Source organism: Salinicola sp. NYA28a, from assembly GCF_976982775.1.
Genome location: NZ_OZ334582.1, coordinates 2,444,331 through 2,462,619, shown reverse-complemented (window position 1 = coordinate 2,462,619; position 18,289 = coordinate 2,444,331). Strand labels below are relative to the sequence as shown.

Annotated in this window: 13 protein-coding genes and 1 pseudogene; 10 read left to right on the top strand and 4 right to left on the bottom strand. The window is 57.6% G+C overall.

Features of this window, described 5'->3' with window-relative positions; translation table 11 throughout:
• Positions 1 to 2 precede the first annotated feature (2 nt).
• Both ACWHY3_RS11075 and ACWHY3_RS11070 read left to right on the top strand, forming a co-directional pair.
• On the top strand, positions 3 to 3,110 hold the full coding sequence (locus ACWHY3_RS11075) for an efflux RND transporter permease subunit (RefSeq protein ID WP_448126565.1): 3,108 nt from the start codon (positions 3 to 5) through the stop codon (positions 3,108 to 3,110).
• 16 nt (positions 3,111 to 3,126) lie between these two features.
• Positions 3,127 to 3,471 carry a P-II family nitrogen regulator gene (locus ACWHY3_RS11070; protein ID WP_448126564.1) on the top strand — a complete coding sequence of 115 codons (345 nt, stop codon included), beginning with the start codon at positions 3,127 to 3,129 and terminating at the stop codon, positions 3,469 to 3,471.
• A 50-nt stretch (positions 3,472 to 3,521) separates the two neighbouring features.
• Here the strand turns inward: ACWHY3_RS11070 and ACWHY3_RS11065 are convergent, their stop codons facing one another.
• Entirely contained in the window at positions 3,522 to 3,890 is a 369-nt protein-coding gene (locus ACWHY3_RS11065; RefSeq protein WP_317307895.1) for a hypothetical protein, read from the bottom strand.
• Positions 3,891 to 4,057: 167 nt separating this feature from the next.
• Between ACWHY3_RS11065 and ACWHY3_RS11060 the strand changes: the two genes are divergently transcribed.
• From ACWHY3_RS11060 to ACWHY3_RS11035, 6 genes are all read left to right on the top strand, one after another.
• On the top strand, positions 4,058 to 5,437 hold the full coding sequence (locus ACWHY3_RS11060) for an IS1380 family transposase (protein WP_399590022.1): 1,380 nt from the start codon (positions 4,058 to 4,060) through the stop codon (positions 5,435 to 5,437).
• Between the two features lie 236 nt (positions 5,438 to 5,673).
• A protein-coding gene (locus ACWHY3_RS11055) for an IS5 family transposase (RefSeq protein ID WP_448126563.1) occupies positions 5,674 to 6,533 on the top strand; the annotation gives its coding sequence in 2 pieces (ribosomal slippage) (positions 5,674 to 6,022 and positions 6,022 to 6,533; 861 coding nt in all).
• A gap of 288 nt (positions 6,534 to 6,821) precedes the next feature.
• Positions 6,822 to 8,129, top strand: coding sequence for a hypothetical protein (locus tag ACWHY3_RS11050; RefSeq protein ID WP_432415260.1), 1,308 nt, complete (start codon positions 6,822 to 6,824; stop codon positions 8,127 to 8,129).
• A gap of 447 nt (positions 8,130 to 8,576) precedes the next feature.
• Positions 8,577 to 9,110 (top strand): TolC family protein, encoded by a 534-nt coding sequence (locus ACWHY3_RS11045; protein WP_448126562.1) that lies wholly within the window; start codon positions 8,577 to 8,579, stop codon positions 9,108 to 9,110.
• Positions 9,111 to 9,131: 21 nt separating this feature from the next.
• Positions 9,132 to 10,379 (top strand): efflux RND transporter periplasmic adaptor subunit, encoded by a 1,248-nt coding sequence (locus ACWHY3_RS11040; RefSeq protein WP_075194348.1) that lies wholly within the window; start codon positions 9,132 to 9,134, stop codon positions 10,377 to 10,379.
• A gap of 14 nt (positions 10,380 to 10,393) precedes the next feature.
• A complete protein-coding gene (locus ACWHY3_RS11035; RefSeq protein WP_448126561.1) occupies positions 10,394 to 12,805 on the top strand; it encodes an efflux RND transporter permease subunit in 2,412 nt (803 codons plus the stop codon).
• Positions 12,806 to 12,936: 131 nt separating this feature from the next.
• Here the strand turns inward: ACWHY3_RS11035 and ACWHY3_RS11030 are convergent, their stop codons facing one another.
• Entirely contained in the window at positions 12,937 to 14,355 is a 1,419-nt protein-coding gene (locus ACWHY3_RS11030) for an IS1380-like element ISPsp9 family transposase (protein WP_448126560.1), read from the bottom strand.
• Positions 14,356 to 14,426: 71 nt separating this feature from the next.
• Between ACWHY3_RS11030 and ACWHY3_RS11025 the strand changes: the two genes are divergently transcribed.
• Positions 14,427 to 15,314: an efflux RND transporter permease subunit gene (locus tag ACWHY3_RS11025; RefSeq protein ID WP_448126559.1), complete on the top strand. Its 888-nt coding sequence runs from the start codon at positions 14,427 to 14,429 to the stop codon at positions 15,312 to 15,314.
• A 52-nt stretch (positions 15,315 to 15,366) separates the two neighbouring features.
• On the opposite strand, the gene ACWHY3_RS11020 is transcribed toward ACWHY3_RS11025, so the two are convergent.
• Positions 15,367 to 16,689, bottom strand: a complete 1,323-nt coding sequence (locus ACWHY3_RS11020) for an ATP-binding protein (protein ID WP_448126558.1) — start codon at positions 16,687 to 16,689, stop codon at positions 15,367 to 15,369.
• A 29-nt stretch (positions 16,690 to 16,718) separates the two neighbouring features.
• Positions 16,719 to 17,390: a response regulator gene (locus tag ACWHY3_RS11015; protein ID WP_448126557.1), complete on the bottom strand. Its 672-nt coding sequence runs from the start codon at positions 17,388 to 17,390 to the stop codon at positions 16,719 to 16,721.
• 72 nt (positions 17,391 to 17,462) lie between these two features.
• On the opposite strand from ACWHY3_RS11015, the pseudogene ACWHY3_RS11010 reads away from it, so the two are divergent.
• Positions 17,463 to 18,194: pseudogene (locus tag ACWHY3_RS11010) on the top strand (transposase); the annotation flags it as partial.
• Between the last annotated feature and the right edge of the window lie 95 nt (positions 18,195 to 18,289).

Here is an 18,289-nt window from a genome sequence, read left to right as displayed (position 1 = left end):
GCATGATCAACGCAATTGTGAATTATGCGCTGAACAATCGCCTCATGACGATTGTTTTTGCGATCGCCGTGATCGTTGCCGGCGTCTTTTCGTTCAAAAAACTTCCGGTGGACGCGTTTCCGGACGCCACACCGACAATGGTGCAGGTATTCACCGCCAGTCCCGGCCTGTCGCCGGTAGATATTGAAACTCTGATTTCCTATCCCATCGAAATCAGCATGTACGGCATACCGAACCTGACCAAGGTTCAGAGTACGTCGATTTTCGGGCTTTCCCGGGTGACCATCTATTTCGAAGATGGCACCGATATCTACTTCGCCAGGCGGCTGGTAAACGAACGGCTTTCAGAAGCCAGGCGCCAGATCCCGGAGGGCATGGGGGAACCCGAACTAGGACCCATCACCACGGGCTTGGGACGTATCCTGATGTATTCCCTGAAAGCTGAGGACGAGAGCCAGTACAGCTTGCAGGAAATCCGCACGATCCAGGACTGGATTGTCAAACCCCAGCTCAGAACCGTGCCGGGTGTAACCGGTGTGCTGTCCATCGGCGGCGAAGTGAAACAGTACCAGGTCAATATCGATGCGCAGAAGCTTCAGGCTAGGAACCTGACAGTGTCTGACGTCCGCGGCGCTCTCACCCAGAATAATCGAAACGTAGGCGCCTCTTTCATTACGCGAGGCGGTGAAGAATATATTGTTCGGGGCTACGGTTGGGTTAATTCAGGTACCGAGGGCATCAAAGATATCCGGAACATCATTGTGTCCAAGAGTGAGGGCGAATCTCCTATTTACGTCAAGGATGTGGCGGAGGTTGGCCTTGGACCGGCGATCCGCCGCGGCGCGCAGGTGTCCTCGGGTGAGGAGTCCGTGGGCGGCTACGTGATGAAATTGATCGGGACCAATACCAGCCAGGTACTCGAGGATGTCAACGCAAAAATCGATGACCTCAACAAGTCGCTTCCTGAGGGGCTGAAGATCGAAGCGTATTACTCCCAGGCGGAGTTGGTGGGCAAGGCCATAGGCACTGTCGAGAAAGCGTTACTTGAGGGCTCGGTTCTGGTGCTGGTGTTCCTCTATCTGTTCCTCGGAAATATTCGTTCCACACTGATCGTGGTGGCGACGTTGCCGTTGTCTGTGCTTTTCGCATTCATTGCGATGCGGATTTCGGGCCTGTCCGCCAATCTGATGAGTCTGGGGGGGCTGGCTATCGGCATCGGTATGATGGTGGACGGCGGCGTTGTGATGATAGAGAACATCTTCCGACATCTGGAAGAACGATCAGAGGAAAAGGTCAGTGTTCTGAGGCTTGTAGGTGAATCTGCCCGGGAAGTGGCTCGTCCGATCGTCTTTGCCATCGGCATCATTATTATTGTCTTTCTGCCGCTATTTACGCTGCAGGGCGTCGAGGGCAAGCTGTTTTCGCCCATGGCCTACACCATCAGTTTTGCGTTGATCGGTGCGCTGTTACTCGCGTTGACGTTGGTGCCGGTTCTGGCCTCGCTGTCATTCAAGATGGGTGGACAACACAAAGAGCCGAAGCTGGTTCTGTTCCTTAACCGGCTTTACAAGCCGGTGGTTGATACTGTCGTCAAGGCTCCGAAAATTGTGATGGGTGTTGCAGTGATTGCCTTTGCGAGTAGCCTCTTGCTATTTCCCTTCCTCGGGAGTGAGTTCGTGCCCACGCTGAGGGAAGGCACTTTCCAGGTTCGCTCAACACTACCGCCGGGTGCCAGCCTGGAATCCGCCATCAAATATGGCAAACGGGTTCAGTCTGTTATAGAGGAATTTCCGGAGGTGACCGGCACCTACGCCAGGATCGGGCGAGCGGAAGTCGGCGGTGACCCTGAGCCGGTAAACGTGGTGTCAACGGTGGTCAACCTCAAGCCGCTGGACCAGTGGCGAGAGGATTTGCGCTATGAGGAGCTGCAGAGTCAGATTGCAGAGGCATTGGAGCAACGGGTTCCGGGGCTGGCCAATAACCTTTCCCAGCCGATTCAGCTCAGAACCGACGAGCTGCTGTCAGGCGTCCAGGCACAATTGGTTGCCAGCATTTTCGGCGATGACCTGAAGGAGCTTGGCCGGATTGGTCAGGAAGTGGCGGCCCTGGCAAAAGAGGTGCCTGGTGCAACGGACGTGCGCGCGCAGCAGAGTGCGGGCAAGAAGCAGATCGTTATTCGGCCTGACCGGGAAGCCCTGGCGCAGTTCGGTATCAGTATTGATGACGTAATGAGCACTGTTGAAGTCGGCATTGGCGGCCAGGGCGCCGGACTGATCTTTGACGGGGTCCGTCGATTCGAGATTTTTGCCCGGCTGCAAGAATCTTACCGTGGGTCCATCGATGAAATAAGAGGGCTTCCACTCAGAGGGAACAGCGGCGAGCTTATTCCGCTTTCACGGGTGGCCGATGTTGAAATGTACGCCGGCCCCAAGAAAATTTCACGCTCCAACGCCAGTCGTCGTCAGTATGTTCAGATGAACGTTCGTGGCCGCGATATGGGCGGTGTTGTTCAGGATTTGCGCAAGCGGATCGAGGAGCAAGTGGATATGCCGCCGGGTTATTTTGTGGAGTTCGGCGGTCAGTTCGAGAATCAGGAAAGGGCCATGGCGCGGCTGGCGATCGTTGTGCCCATTACCCTGGCGCTTATTTTCCTGCTTCTGTTCTCTGCATTCAGCAGTCTGCGCTACGCGGTGCTGATCTTCATGAATGTGCCCTTTGCGATTACCGGTGGCATTGTCGCGCTGTTTGTTACGGGGCTTTACCTCTCGGTGCCGGCTGCCGTGGGATTCATTGCGGTGTTTGGCGTAGCCGTACTGAACGGTGTGGTGATGGTGAGCTACATTAATCAGTTGCGGGACGAAGGCTACGAAGTCATTGAAGCGGTCAAGCTGGGCGCTCAACGCCGTTTGCGGCCGGTTTTGATGACTGCCTCTGTGGCTATTCTGGGGCTGATTCCCCTGCTGCTGGCCGATGGCATTGGCTCTAATGTCCAACGGCCACTGGCAACGGTTGTGGTTGGCGGTCTGATCACGTCAACGTTGCTGACGTTGGTAGTGTTGCCCAGCGTGTATCAGTGGTTTGCATCCGAACGTCGTGACGTTGAAGTCTGAAGTCTGGAGACGGTTTATGTATGAAATAAAGGCTTATGTCAGAGAGGTTATGGCAGGGCATGTGGTTGATGCTCTGGCCAGAGTCAAGGGCGTGACAAGCATTGCTGTCGTGCCTCTCAGCGAATTTGGTCATCTGGTCGGCGATGAGTCGCCTCTGGAGAAAGTGAAGATGGTCAAGCTGGAAGTAGACGTAGCGACCGATGATGTCGCTGGTGAAGTTGTGGAACTCATTGTCAGAACGGGCAGAACCCAGGATGGGCACCCGGGTGACGGCAAGGTACTTGTATCCCGCCTGGTTCGGGCTGTTCGTATCGAGGACGGCGAAACCGGTGAGAGTGCACTGGAGCCTGCTTCAAGCTAGTGCTCTGGAAACTGGATGGCGGTTCTGCGGCTTTTGGTTGCGGGCCGCCATCACAGTTCTATCTCCAGTTCCCAGCGATAGATCATATCGTCTGAGTCCGTAGTGAGGCCAAATGCAACGCCCGCCTGGAGTTCCAGAATACTGGAACCCATTCTGAACTCAGCCAGGATGGCAGGTCCCATCAAATGGTTGTTTTCGGCCCCGTAATACTCCAGCCCTGGCTGAAACGTGTCAGACTTCGTGTAGGCGAACTGTAATGAGCCAGTGGGCTCAAGCTGCTCGTCGTCTTCGCCAAATGAGCGGCTAACCAGAAGGTTCGTCAGGATGCTGTAATGCGCGTATAGCTGTCTCTCGTAAAGTGACCCAAGGGTCACTCCACCGGCTTTTTGGCCATGTTCTTTTGACAGTTCAATGAACAAGCCCGCAGCGCTCTCAGTGTCTTGAAAAAAGTTTCCAATCAGTTCGATTTCGTATTCCTCAACCCGGCTTATTCATGAGGCCGGCCCGAAAACGAAGATAGCGGATGGTATTCTCTTGAAAATTCAGTGTGTTCCGCCAAGAATCTGAACCAAGAGAGCCATCCGCTATGGGTGAAAGCCTATCCACCTGGACGCCCTCATGCAACGGCGCTGTCCGTGTTGAGCTGAGCGGCCAGCGCACTACCAGCGACAGCGGCGCTCTGCTGTTGCGTGAGGCCCTCGACAACAGCGGCGTGATTGAGGCGCTGGAAGACAATCTGGTCGATCGACGCCACCCGCTGCGCATCCTTCATTCGCTGGCCAGCCAGTTGCGTACCCTGGTGCTGCAGCGTGCGATGGGCTGGATCGACCTCAGCGATACCGACACGCTGCGCCGTGATCCGCTCTGGCAGCTGGCCTGCAGCGATGCGCGCGGGACAACGCCCCTGGCCCAGGACCGGCCCTCTCAAGCCACGCTGTCGCGGCTGCTGACCTGCCTCGGGCGCTGCGACAATATCGATGCCGTGCACGAAGGCCTGCTGCGACTGGTGATCTGGCGCCTGACCGCGCTGAAGAACGGCGAGCGCCCCAAGCAGCTGACGCTGGACATCGACGGCCTGCCGATCGAGGTCCACGGCCACCAGGGCGGCTCGGCCTATCATGGCCTGTACGGCGCGCGGATCTATTCACCGCTGGTCGCCTCGCTGGCAGAAACCGGCGACATGGTGGGCGGCCTGCTGCGCGAGGGCAACGCCGGCCCGGCCGAGAACGCCGACACCTGGATCCCGCATCTGGTGCGGCGACTCAACGAGAGCACCGGCGCCCAGGTTCGGGTGCGCATCGACGCCGGTTTCACCGACAACGCGACGCTGGAGGCCCTGGAAGAGTGCGACATCGAGTACCTGGGCCGACTGCGCAGTCACTCCGGCCTGCAGAAACTGGCGGCACCGCACCTGAAGCGGCCACCCGGCCGGCCACCCGAGCAGCCTCGCGAGTGGTGCCACGATCTGGAGTATCAAGCGGGCTCTTGGTCGGCACCGCGTCGCGTGGTGCTGGTGGTGCAGGAACGCCCCGATGACCTGCTGCTGCATGCCTTCTTCCTGGTCACCAACCTCGGCAAGTTCGACTGGCCGCCGGAGAAGGTCCTGGCGCTCTACCGCAAGCGCGGCAGCGCCGAGGCGCACATGGGCGAGGTGAAGTCGGCGCTCGACGTGCACCTCTCGTCGACCGATCGCGGCGCCTCCACCGTTCAGGACGTGATGGCACGCAACGAGGTGAGCCTGCTGCTCAGCCTCTACGCCTACCAGGTCCTGCATGGCCTGCGCTGCCTGCTGGAGCGGCAGACCCGGCAAGGCTGGAGCCTCAGCCGGATGCGCGAGCAGGTGCTGAAGGTCGCCGCCACGCTGAGACTGCACGCTCGGCGAATCACCGTTCATCTGGGTGCCGCCGCCGACAAGTGGTGGCCGACGCTGCTGAAGGGGCTGCCGAAGCTGACCGCACTGAGCTGACGCTTCTGCGAGACCACCACAGCATCAGAAAGCGAGCGACCGGAGCGGCGGGCGGCGATCACGGCTGCTTGGACGGTCGCCATTGATTCCAAAGAGCTATAAGGAAGCGGGGAAATTTCAGCGTTTTGGCATTACTCAACAGCTATTCGCGCTGAAGAAGCCGATCCTGATAAGCGATGCCACCAGTCAGTACCTTCAGACCGCTCAATCAGCACCCTCGTGAATGAGGCGGGGTCATGGCAGGACGTTACGAGATTTCCGATCAGGGTTGGACATTGATTGAAGATATCGTTTCGCCTGGCACGCCCGCTGGGCGTGGACGCCCACGCCGCGATGACCGGCAGATGCTCAACGGCATCTTCTGGGTCCTTTGCTCGGGGGCCAAATGGCGGGATCTTCCCGAGCGTTACGGCCCCTGGTCCACGGTATATGACCGATTCCGCCAGTGGCGTGATGATGGCACTTTCGATGCCGTGCTGGCGCACCTCCAGCTCCAACTGCGCGAGGATGGCCTGATGGACCTGGATACCTGGATGATCGACTCCACGTCCATTCGTGCCACACGGGCCGCCTCGGGAGGTGGCAAAAAGGGGGCTCGGACGAACCGGTAGACCATGCGTTGGGGCGCAGCCGGGGCGGCCTGACCACCAAGCTCCACCTGGTCTGCGATCGACATGGATGGCCGCTGACCTTCACGCTGTCACCGGGTCAAGACGCCGACACCCGCCATTTCATGCCCACGATGGAGACGATCCGCCTGCCAGGAAAGGCGGGGCGACCCCGCAAGCGTTGCCGCTATATCGTGGCCGACAAGGGCTACGACAGCGATGACTTGCGCCGCTACTGCGATCGATACCGAATGAAGCCGATCATCGCGCAGCGCAAGATGTATCGAAAGCCTCGTCCCGGGCTTCCCCGAGGGTTCGACAAGCCCAAGTATCGGGAGCGCAATGTGGTAGAGCGCGCCTTCAGCTGGCTCAAGGAGATACGACGAATTGCGACGCGCTATGACAAGCTGGCCCGTAGCTTTCGCGCCATGGTATGCCTGGCTTGCATAAGCCGCTGTCTACGAGCTGACTTTTCGTACAAAACCTAGGCATTCCCCTCATTTTCATAACACCGGTTTATGTATCCGATGTGTTTCGGTATGATGCGCCCCATAACGAGAAATCAAGAAAATTCAGGGAACTTCTGAACCGTCTCCCACTACATGGCCCGCCAAGCATGGCAATCGCCCTCGCTCACGGGGCGAGTGTGCTCTTGCGCACCCATGTACGGGCTTTCGCACGAACCCCGGTTCGTTGTTTCCCTTGGCGTCAGTTTGCATGGGCAAACCCGCCCTTCCTATGACTCACGACCTTAAGCAGGAAACGGAGAAAAGAAAGTGACACAACGATCATTCAAGGCAGCTGGCCTCGCATTCGGCGTTACCAGCACACTGGCATTCGCCGCACCGGCATTGGCACAACAAGACACCCAAGCCATGCAGCGTCAGCTGGATGCTCTGCGCGCCCAGGTGGAGCGCATGGAGCAGCAGCTCGAAGCCCAGCAGTCCACGCCGGCGGCGTCCGACAGCCAGGACGTCGCGCAGACCCGTGAACTGGCCGAGGAAAACCGCTCGCTGCTCGAGTCGATCCAGAACTCGCAGATCAGCGGTACGCTCCAGCTGAACGCGACCTACAACGACTGGGATCAGGTCGACAAGGACACTGCCGGCGACATGGACTTCCGCAAGTTCGTCCTGGCACTGAACGGTGAGCACGGTAACTTCTTATATTCGTTCGAATATCGCTTCTATGATGGCTACCAGTTCCTCAAGAGCGGTTGGATGGGCTATCAGGCCACCGAGAACGATACCGTCAAGGTGGGCCTGGTCCAGACACCGTTCGGCAACATGGATTACGGCTACCTCGGCTGGTACGGCACCCTGCCGTATCTCTCCGGCTTCAACGACAACCAGAACGCCGGTATCAAGTGGGATCACACCCAGGGCGCCTGGGACACCTCGCTGGCCTTCTTCAAGAGCGACCAGCTGGGTGACAGCAACGAGCATTACGGCGCCAACCCGGTCGGCAGCAGCGACCAGGGCAACTCCGCCGAGAACCAGCTCGCCGGCCGTGTCGCCTACACCTTCGGTCAGGGCACCGACTACACCACCGAGGTCAACTTCTCGGCCAAGGGCGGTCAGCTCTACAACCAGAACACCAACGAGAGCGGCGACAACTGGCAGGCCGCTCTGGGCTTGAACGGCAGCTACGGCAACTGGTACACGCTGCTGCAGGCCACCGCCTACGAATATGACGCCGAGAACCCGGACGAGTCGGTCAGCGGGGTCTCCGATGACGTCATTCAGATCGGGGCGTTCAACTTCAACTATCTGATCCCCGCCGAAGGCCAGATGTACTCCGCCAGCCTGGCGTACAGCATGAACGTCGACTGGGGCGACATCGACAACCTCTACTTCTACAACGACTTCAGCTACATCAGCCCGAACGGCGATTACTCGCCGAGCGGCGATGGCGGCGATGTCGACAACCCGATGCTCAACGACCTGGGCATGAAGGTCACCGCCGGCCCGTACTACGCCTGGTTCAGCGTCATTGCCAACAAGAACGCCCTCGGCTACTTCGGTTCGCCGACCGACGGCGACTGGCACACCAGCGTGCAGTCCAACTTCGGCTTCAACTTCTAAGCGCCACCGCTTAACTAGCTAATTTTATTTAGCGCCCCGCTCCCAGGAGCGGGGTTTTTTGTGCGTGACACCTGCCTCTTTGCACCGCTTCATTCGATATCATCGATTGAATCGAAACTTCAAAAATTAAACCGATTCAATTCAATAAGCCCATCGTTCAACGACTTATACATCAAATGCGTGTTCTCGACATGACCTGAATCAAGCACTCAGGAAAATACGCATATTCACAGAAAATAGTCTTTAACTTACATTAGCTTACTGTTTAAAATGTGGACTCCATAAAAAAGCCTTTCTCAGCAGCTCAGTGAGCTCGCCCAGGCAAAGGCTGCGGTTGATCAGGCGCAAGCCCGGGTCAGAGAGCTTCTGCCGGATTGGCGGCCTCAGGATGGGGGGATCCCCGGGCACATTTGGCCGGCTCTTGCTTCCAGGGTCGATAACGACAATTTGCTGGATCATCCGTCAATTGCTGCTGCCCGCGCGAGGTGGCAGGTGCTGCGGAGCGAAGCCGAGGTGGTCAGTCGCAGAGCGGCGGCATCTCCCACGGTCGGGCTGAGCGGAGGGCGTGATGGCGGTGAGAACCTGGTTGGCCTGACGTTCTCGATCCCTCTGAATGTCCGTAATAACTACCGTGCCGAAATCCAGGCTGCCAACCGACGATCATTAGAGGCCGAGGCTCGGTTTCAGGCACTTTATCGGAAGCAGCAGTATGGTCTGGCGGGCGCCCGAGCTGCCTGGAAGCAATACGACACCCAACTCAGCCGATGGACAGAACTCTCCCAGAGGCGTGTACAGCGAAGTGCCGATTTGCTTGAGAAGCAGTGGCAGGTCGGCGACCTCTCCACCTCTGAGTATCTCCAGGCGCTGGGCCAGCGCGCGGAGAGCCTGAAAACCGGTATTGAACTGGAAAAGCAGGCGCAGCTGGGTCTGATTGAGCTCTTGAGTCAGTCTGGCGAACTGATCACCCCCTTCCAAAAATAGTCTGGAAACTGGATATTCATTATGAAAAAAACTCTGATTTCTGTATTCGCATTGACGTTGCTTACAGCCCCACTTTCTTTTGTACAGGCAGAGGAAGATGCTCATCAGGAAGCCGGCCATGATCATGCTGCCAGTGGCGACGATCGTCAGGAAGTCACCGGTGAGGAGGGCGAGCATAAGGAAGATCATGGTGAAGAAGGTGAGCATGAAGAGGAAGGGGGGCACGGCCACGAAGACGAGAACGGTGGCCATGAAGAAGCGGCCACCGCAAGCATCAACGCCAAACAGAAAGATCTGGCCGGCATTGAAGTGGCAACGCTCGAAAGCCGGCTCGTTGACTATGAAATTTACGCGCCCGGTGAGCTGCTAACCAACGGTTATACCAGCTATCACGTGTCCCCCCGGGTTGCCTCAGTGGTGCTGCGGCGTCACGTGGAACTGGGTGAGCACGTAACCAAAGGCCAGCTGCTGGTAACCCTGTTCAGTGAGACAGTGGCACAGGCGCAGGCGGATTACAGGAAAGCTTTTCCTGAATGGAAGCGAATCAGCGGGCTGGGTCGTTCCGTGGTGGGTGATCAGCGGTTCAATACCGCGAAAGCCAATATTGAGGCGGCAAGCGCGACTCTGCTTGCTTACGGGCTAAACGATGATGACATTGGTGCACTGAAGGCCAGTGGCGTGGGTAGCCTCGGTGAATACATGCTAAGGGCTCGCGTGGATGGCGCAGTGCTGACCGATGACTTTGAGCAAGGACAAAGAGTTGAGGCTGGCCAGCCGCTGGTGACTCTTGCTGACGAGAGTGAACTTTGGGTAGAAGCCCATCTGCCAGCAAGCTCCGACATTGTTCTTGAGAAGGGCGCGGAAGCCGAAGTCAGGGCAGCTGGTCGTGTGGCCCTGGCAACGGTGTCCCAGGAAGCCCACACCATTGATCCTGTGACCCGCACCCGGATTGTCAGGCTGGAGCTGGACAATCCTGAAGATCGTTTTCATCCAGGAATGTTCGCAGATGTGTATTTTCGTTTTAAGACCAGCGAGCCGGTGCTTGCCGTGCCGGAGACTGCATTGATGCGTGGCGCGGACGGTGACTGGACGGTCTATGTGGAAGAGGCCGAAGGCGAGTATGAACCCGTGGAAGTGGAGCTGGGTCGCTCAATTGGTGGGCTCCGTGAGGTTTCCGGCCTGGCTGCGGGCCAACGAGTCGTTTTGCGGGGCGCATTTTTTGTGGCCTCTGAGATTGCCAAAGGCGGCTTTGATCCGCACAACCACTGATTCCGGGAGCCATTATGTTCAACCGAGTAGTCGACTGGGCGGTTCAGAACCGCCTATTGGTTCTTATTGCACTCGCTGTGCTTATCGCCACGGCCGCATTTCAGATCCCAAAACTGAATCTTGATGCTTTCCCTGACGTTACAAACGTCCAGGTCGCTGTTAATACTGAGGCGCCCGGACTAGCGGCTGAGGAAGTCGAACAACTGATCACCTATCCAATCGAAGCGGTAATGTATGCCTTGCCCGATGTCGAGGAGGTTCGGTCCATCTCCAAAACCGGGTTGTCCGGTGTCACCGTGGTCTTTAAAGAGGGCACGGATATCTATTTCGCGCGCCAGTTGGTGTTCGAACGGTTACAGGCCGCGCGGGAGCTGATTCCGGATGGCGTCGGGGTGCCTGGAATGGGCCCGAATACGTCCGGTCTCGGCCAGGTCTACCAGTACTTGCTGATAGCGGACCCGGATTCGGGGTACGACGCAATGGAATTGCGCAGCTTGCACGACTGGCTGGTCAAGCTGTTGCTGATACCGGCTGAAGGGGTTACGGAAATCCTGTCGTTTGGCGGAGAGGTTCGCCAGTACCAGGTGAATCTGAATCCGGCTCGGATGCTGTCCTATGACCTATCACAGAATGACGTCATGGAAGCCCTGGAGAACAACAACTCCAATGTCGGTGGTTGGTACATGGGCCGCGGGCAGGAGCAACTGGTTATCCGTGGTATGGGCTGGTTGGGCAGTGGCGAGGAGGGCCTGGAGCAGATCCGACAAGTACCCGTGAAAACCAGTGATTGCATCACGGTGACCGTGAGCGACGTCGCTCAGGTGGCGTTGGGCACTGAGATCCGCCAGGGTGCGGTGACCATGACCCGGAAGGATGAAGCCGGTCAGGTTGAACAACTGGGTGAAGTGGTTTCTGGCATTGTACTCAAACGAATGGGGGCCAACACAAAAGCCACCATCGACGGCATCGAGGCCCGCATTGATCGCATAAATCAGGCGCTTCCGAGTGGGGTTCGTTTTGAGCCCTATTACAACCAGGCGGATCTGGTGACCAAGGCCGTAGAGACGGTGACCAATGCGCTTTTGTTGGCTTTTGTGTTTATTGCGATTGTGCTTGCCCTGTTCCTGATGAATCTGCGGGCAACAACGCTGGTGCTGCTTTCAATACCGATTTCCATCGGTATTGCACTGATGATCATGGCCTGGTTCGGTCTCTCGGCCAACCTGATGTCTCTGGGCGGTATTGCTGTGGCAATTGGCATGCTGGTGGATGGCTCTGTTGTCATGGTTGAGAACATGTTCAAGCATCTGACCCATCCCGATGCTGAGCATGACGCCCACCGGAATGAGTTGGCTGAAGGCGACCCCGATCCACTGGATGCATCGCACGATGATCGGGGCATTGCACTTCGACTGCAGGAAGCGGGCCGGGAAGTGGCGCGGCCGATCTTTTTCGCGACGGCGATTATCCTGGTCGTTTTCATGCCTCTGTTCAGCTTTGAAGGTGTGGAAGCCAAGCTTTTCCAGCCAATGGCGATCAGCATCATGCTGGCCATTGTGTCCGCTGTGATCGTCGCTCTGGTGGTTGTACCCGCGCTGGCGTCATACATGTTCCGTAAGGGTATCCGGGAGCGGGAAAGCTTCATTCTAAAACCCCTGGAAAAGCTCTATCGCATGGGGCTTGCCTGGTCACTGAAGCATAGCCGAGTGGTTGTTGGCGCGTCGGCTGTTCTTGTTGTGCTGGCGGCGCTGATTGTGCCACGACTCGGTACTGAGTTCGTGCCTGAACTGGAAGAGGGAACGATCAACCTCCGGGTGACTCTGGCTCCCTCATCAAGCCTCGATACGGCGCTTGAAGTGGCGCCAAAACTGGAGGCCATGCTGATGGAGTTTCCAGAGGTGACTTACGCTCTGTCCCGGGCGGGGCGGGCGGAAATAGGCGGCGATCCGGAGCCCGTGAACAACATCGAGATCTATATCGGCCTTAAGCCAACAGCCGAGTGGACCAGCGCCAGTAATCGCTATGCATTGCAGGCCCTGTTTGAGGAGAAGCTCGAACAGCACCCGGGGCTACTGTTTAACTTTTCTCAGCCTATCGCGACCCGGGTTGATGAATTGTTGTCAGGTGTTCGTGCGCAGTTGGCCATCAAACTTTTTGGCCCGGATCTCGACGTACTGGCGGAGAAAGGTCAGCAGATTGAAGCGGCGGTCCGAACAGTTCAGGGAACACGGGATGTGGCCATGGAGCAGATTGCCGGTGAAGCGCAGTTGGCGGTTCAGCCTGATCGTCAGGCACTCTCCCGGTACGGACTCGCCGTGTCTGATCCCGCCTCATTCACGAGGGTGCTGATTGAGCGGTCTGAAGGTACTGACTGGTGGCATCGCTTATCAGGATCGGCTTCTTCAGCGCGAATAGCTGTTGAGTAATGCCAAAACGCTGAAATTTCCCCGCTTCCTTATAGCTCTTTGGAATCAATGGCGACCGTCCAAGCAGCCGTGATCGCCGCCCGCCGCTCCGGTCGCTCGCTTTCTGATGCTGTGGTGGTCTCGCAGAAGCGTCAGCTCAGTGCGGTCAGCTTCGGCAGCCCCTTCAGCAGCGTCGGCCACCACTTGTCGGCGGCGGCACCCAGATGAACGGTGATTCGCCGAGCGTGCAGTCTCAGCGTGGCGGCGACCTTCAGCACCTGCTCGCGCATCCGGCTGAGGCTCCAGCCTTGCCGGGTCTGCCGCTCCAGCAGGCAGCGCAGGCCATGCAGGACCTGGTAGGCGTAGAGGCTGAGCAGCAGGCTCACCTCGTTGCGTGCCATCACGTCCTGAACGGTGGAGGCGCCGCGATCGGTCGACGAGAGGTGCACGTCGAGCGCCGACTTCACCTCGCCCATGTGCGCCTCGGCGCTGCCGCGCTTGCGGTAGAGCGCCAGGACCTTCTCCGGCGGCCAGTCGAACTTGCCGAGGTTGGTGACCAGGAAGAAGGCATGCAGCAGCAGGTCATCGGGGCGTTCCTGCACCACCAGCACTACGCGCCGCGGTGCCGACCAGGAGCCGGCTTGGTACTCCAGATCGTGGCACCACTCGCGAGGCTGCTCGGGTGGCCGGCCGGGTGGCCGCTTCAGGAGCGGTGCTGCCAGCTTCTGTAGACCGGTGTGACTGCGCAACCGGCCCAGGTATTCGATCTCCCGATCCTCCAGGGCCTCCAGCGTCGCGTTATCGGTAAAACCGGCGTCGATGCGCACACGAACCTGTGCCCCGGTGCTCTCGTTGAGTCGTCGTACCAGATGCGGGATCCAGGTGTCGGCGTTCTCTGCCGGGCCGGCGTTGCCCTCGCGCAGCAGGCCGCCCACCATGTCGCCGGTCTCCGCCAACGATGCGACCAGCGGCGAGTAGATGCGGGCCCCGTAAAGGCCATGATAGGCCGACCCGCCCTGATGGCCATGCACCTCGATCGGCAGGCCATCAATGTCCAGCGTCAGCTGTTTGGGACGTTCACCGTTCTGCAGCGAGGTCAGGCGCCAGACCACCAGCCGCAACAGGCCTTCGTGCACGGCATCGATATTGTCGTTACGACCGAGGCAGCTCAGCAGCCGCGACAGCGTGGCTTGAGACGGCCGGTCCTGGACCAGGGGTGTCATGCCGCGTGCATCGCTGCAGGCCAACTGCCAAAGCGGGTCACGGCGCAGCGTGTCGGTATCGCTGAGATCGATCCAGCCCATCGCACGCTGCAGCACCAGGGTACGCAACTGGCTGGCCAGCGAATGACGGATGCGCAGCGGGTGGCGTCGATCGACCAGATTGTCTTCCAGCGCCTCGATCACGCCGCTGTTGTCGAGGGCTTCACGCAGCAGCAGAGCGCCGCTGTCGCTGGTGGTGCGCTGGCCGCTCAGCTCAACACGGACAGAGCCGTTGCATGAGGGCGTCCAGGTGGATAGGCTTTCACCCATGGCGAGTGGTCCTCTTGAATCGTGTTCTGGCAGGAACATCCTGATTCTACAAGAGAAAACCACTCGCCATCTTCGTTTTCAGGTCGGCCTCATGAATAAGCCGGGCTGATGTGATGAGCGTCGTCCGGGACGGACTGGGTGGTGCCGCTGCGGGCCAGATCATCAACGGAAATGAGCGGTACGATATCTATGTGCGCCTGGCCAAACGTTTCCGGGAAGACCGGGATGCCATTGCTGATCTCAGGTTGCAGGCGCCTTCCGGAGCCTGGGTGAGACTCGGTGATGTGGCCGATGTGTCTATTGAGTCCGGCCCGCCCCAGGTGCGCCGCGACGACGTTCAGCGCCGTGTGGTCATTCAGTCCAATGTGCAGGGTCGTGACATGGGCAGTGTGGTTGTCGATATTCAGGATACCATCGCGTCAGAAGTGAACCTTCCCCCCGGCTATTCGGTGGATATTGGTGGTCAGTTCGAAAACCAGCAGCGAGCTCAGAAACGATTGACCATTGTGGTACCTGTATCTCTGGGGCTGATTGCGCTGTTGCTCTACTTCGCTTTCAGTTCGGTTGGTCAAGCGCTGTTGATTCTGGTCAACGTGCCGCTTGCCGTAATTGGTGGTGTCTTTTCGCTCTGGGTCTCCGGCCAGTATCTTTCAGTGCCCAGTTCCGTTGGATTTATCACACTGTTTGGTGTGGCGGTGCTTAACGGGGTCGTTATGGTCGAAAGCATCAATCAGCGAATACAGGATGGGTTGAACGTGGATACCGCGGTGTTTGAAGGTGCCGTCTCCCGTTTACGTCCTGTCTTGATGACAGCAATAACCTCGGCGCTCGGCTTGATACCGATGCTGTTGTCGACGGGCGTGGGAGCGGAAATCCAGAAGCCACTGGCCAGCGTGATTGTTGGTGGTCTCGTGACTGCAACTTTCCTGACACTCTTTGTTTTGCCGGTTCTGTTCGGTCGCTTTTCAAGAGCCAAGGTGAGTGATATCCAACGGTAAAAAATGGGAGAAGCCGCGCTGCGTCATCGACGGTTGCCTTTCTGGAGGTTTTCTAATCCGGAAGTGGCAGTAGAATGACAATGCTGGCTCCTCCGTTTTTTGAGGTACCCATGTTCATCTGTCCGAGGTTGTCTTCGACAATCTCGGACACGATGGACAATCCGAGCCCGAAACCGGCGACCGTTTCATCCAGCCTGGTACCCCTGTTCATGACAGTGGCTGCCGCCTCGGGAGAAATTCCGGGGCCATCGTCCGCTACTTCTATGGAGAGTCCTGATGACGTGCGGGCGATTGTAACGTCGACGGTTGTCTGGCACCACTTCCCGCCATTTTCGAGTAAATTGCCAAGTAGCTCTGAAAGATCCTGCCGCTCCATTGGCCAACTGAAGTTTTCAGGTAAGTTGGTGTGGAGGCGAAAAACCGTGTCAGGGAAGATTTTTTCCATAACGGTGATGACACTTGCCGTGATTTCAACCGGCATGCACGTCCGTCCCATCTGTCTGCCTGATATGTCTGCTTTGCTCATCCGGTATTTCAGGGATTTGTCAAGCTCCCGCAAGTTAGAGGCCATAAACACAACATCCTCCCGGGACGGAGGCAAGGTATCGATATCCGACAAAATGGCAAGATTGGCAGAAATAGAGGTTTTGACCAGGTGAGAGAGATCGGAATTCAGGCGGCGGTGGCGGTCCAGCCGCCGGTTTGACAGCTCGAGCAAATCATTGAGCTGCCGGATCAGCGGACGAAACTCTTCCGGCACGTGAGGGTTCAGACGACTTTGTTTCCCGGATTGGAGCCGTCTCAGGTCCTCTTTTATCCTACTGATGGGCTTTAACGTCAGATGTGTGGTGGTTCCAATCAGTGCCAGCAGTATCGCCAGAAGAACGGCCGAGGCACCGAGCAATGTCAGGTGGGCCTTCAGCGGTCGTTCAGAGAGCGCCCCCTCGGTTTCAAGAACGCTGATTGAGGCCAGCTTTCCAGTAGCAGTGAACGTACGTCTAAGCCCAAAAAGCGTGTTCGCGCCCTGCGCTATGTGAATAAAACCCTCGGGCTTATCCACAACGCCCTGCATTTGGCTCAGGTCAAAGTTGTTGCCCGTCAGGACGCTCCCGCCTGCCGTTTCGATGACGATGGCATGCCCCAGAAGCATTCCAAACTGATTGATCATGTTGCTGAGGTCGTCGGTTGTGGGGGATTCAGCCTCAATGATTGCCTGAAAGTTTTCCAGCTCTTTGTTCAGGTGTTGCTTCCTGGACTCGTCCGATAGTTGCTTTATCACGTAGGTGTGTGAAAAGAATATCAGAGTAAAATATACGAGGCTGAAAACAGCACCATACTGAATGGCTGTTCTGCGGATACTTTTCGGAGCAGACATATTTTAACCTGGTTGGTTCACTCGGGCGTTCAGCGGTTAGGATCTTTTTCGAAGTAGTAGCCCTGGCCACGCAATGTTTTTATTTTATTGACCCCTATTATTTTTCTAAGCCGGGTTATGTAAACCTGAACGACATTTCTGGTGGGGGATCTTTCTATGTTGTAGAGGGATTCAACCAGTTCGTCCTGGGAAAACACCCGGTCCGGTGAACGGAGGAAACACTGCAAAAGGCGGAATTCCGTAGCTGTCAGTCTGAACTCTTTCTGGTCGGGCGTGGTAAGCGTTCGGTAGGTGGCGTTGAGACTGAATCCGTCAACACTGATCTGGTCTGTCGTTCTGCCGTCCTTTCTGCGGATAATCGCACTGAGCCGGGCTTTCAGTTCATCAAACTCAAACGGTTTGGGAAGGTAATCGTCGGCACCCGCGTTCAACCCTTCTACTCTCTCAGTCCAGTTGGAGCGTGCGGTCAGAATAAGGATGGCCTCTTTTTTCCCGTTTTTTCTCCATCTTTGCATTAAAGAAAGTCCATTTTCATCGGGCAGTCCGATATCGAGAATAACGGCCTGGTAGGAGCTTGTTTCAATCAACGAGTCCGCTTCTTTGCCGGTTTTGGCGATATCTACTGTGTAGTGCGCCTGCGCAAGCCAGCCCGATATTTTTTTGGCAAGTACAGCATTGTCTTCAACAATCAGAATTTTCATTTGTAAGCGCCGTTTTTCGTGGTGGGAAAGTTTCGCTCGTCCGCTATGGATTGTAACAGTAACGAAGGAATCCTCGATATGCAGCGCAAGCAGGAACCGGTGATCTTCGCCGTCCCCGGCCACGGCAAAGACGCCATCAAGGCCTTCAGCGCCTTTCTGGCAGCGCATGGCGGTGACACCGACAACGTGGTCGAGGTCGTGTGCGACATGTCACAAGCCTTCCTCAGCGGCGTGGCCGAGCATCTTCCCAAGGCCGACATCACGGTCGACTGGTTCCATATCGTTCAGACCTTCACCAAGCGGCTGGACGAGGTGCGCAAGAAGGAACGCCGGGAGCAGGGGCATCCCAAGTCGCTGCGCTGGGCCCTGCTGAAAAGCCTCGACAACGAGAACCTGACGCCCAAGCAACTGGCGGCGCTCCAGGAGCTGGTGGCCGATCAGAGCGCCACAGCCGATGCCTGGGTGATCAAAGAGAAGCTGAGCTGGATCCAGAAGGCCCCGACGCCGCGGGCGGCTCGGTGGCGTATCACGAACTACCTCAAGGTCATGAAGGCGGCGGTCACCGAGAAGCCTCTCCTGAAGCCGATGGGGAAGGCCCTGGCGGCGCTGGAGCGCCATGCTGACGCAGTGGTCAGGCGCTGGATCTCGGGACTGACCAACGCACGACTGGAAGGCATGAACGGCCTCTTCCAGGCGGCCAGGTCACGCGCACGTGGCTACCGGAACGAGGCCAACTTCATCGCGATGATCTACCTGATCGGCAGTCCGGTGGGCCGCCTGCTCGATCAGGCCAAATCCACATGAAGTGACGAAGAACCATTTATTTCCTCTGTCTGCTGGCCGAGGAAGCAAAGCTTGCAACCGTACCTATTGCTACACAGAGCCTGACACGCCGTTCT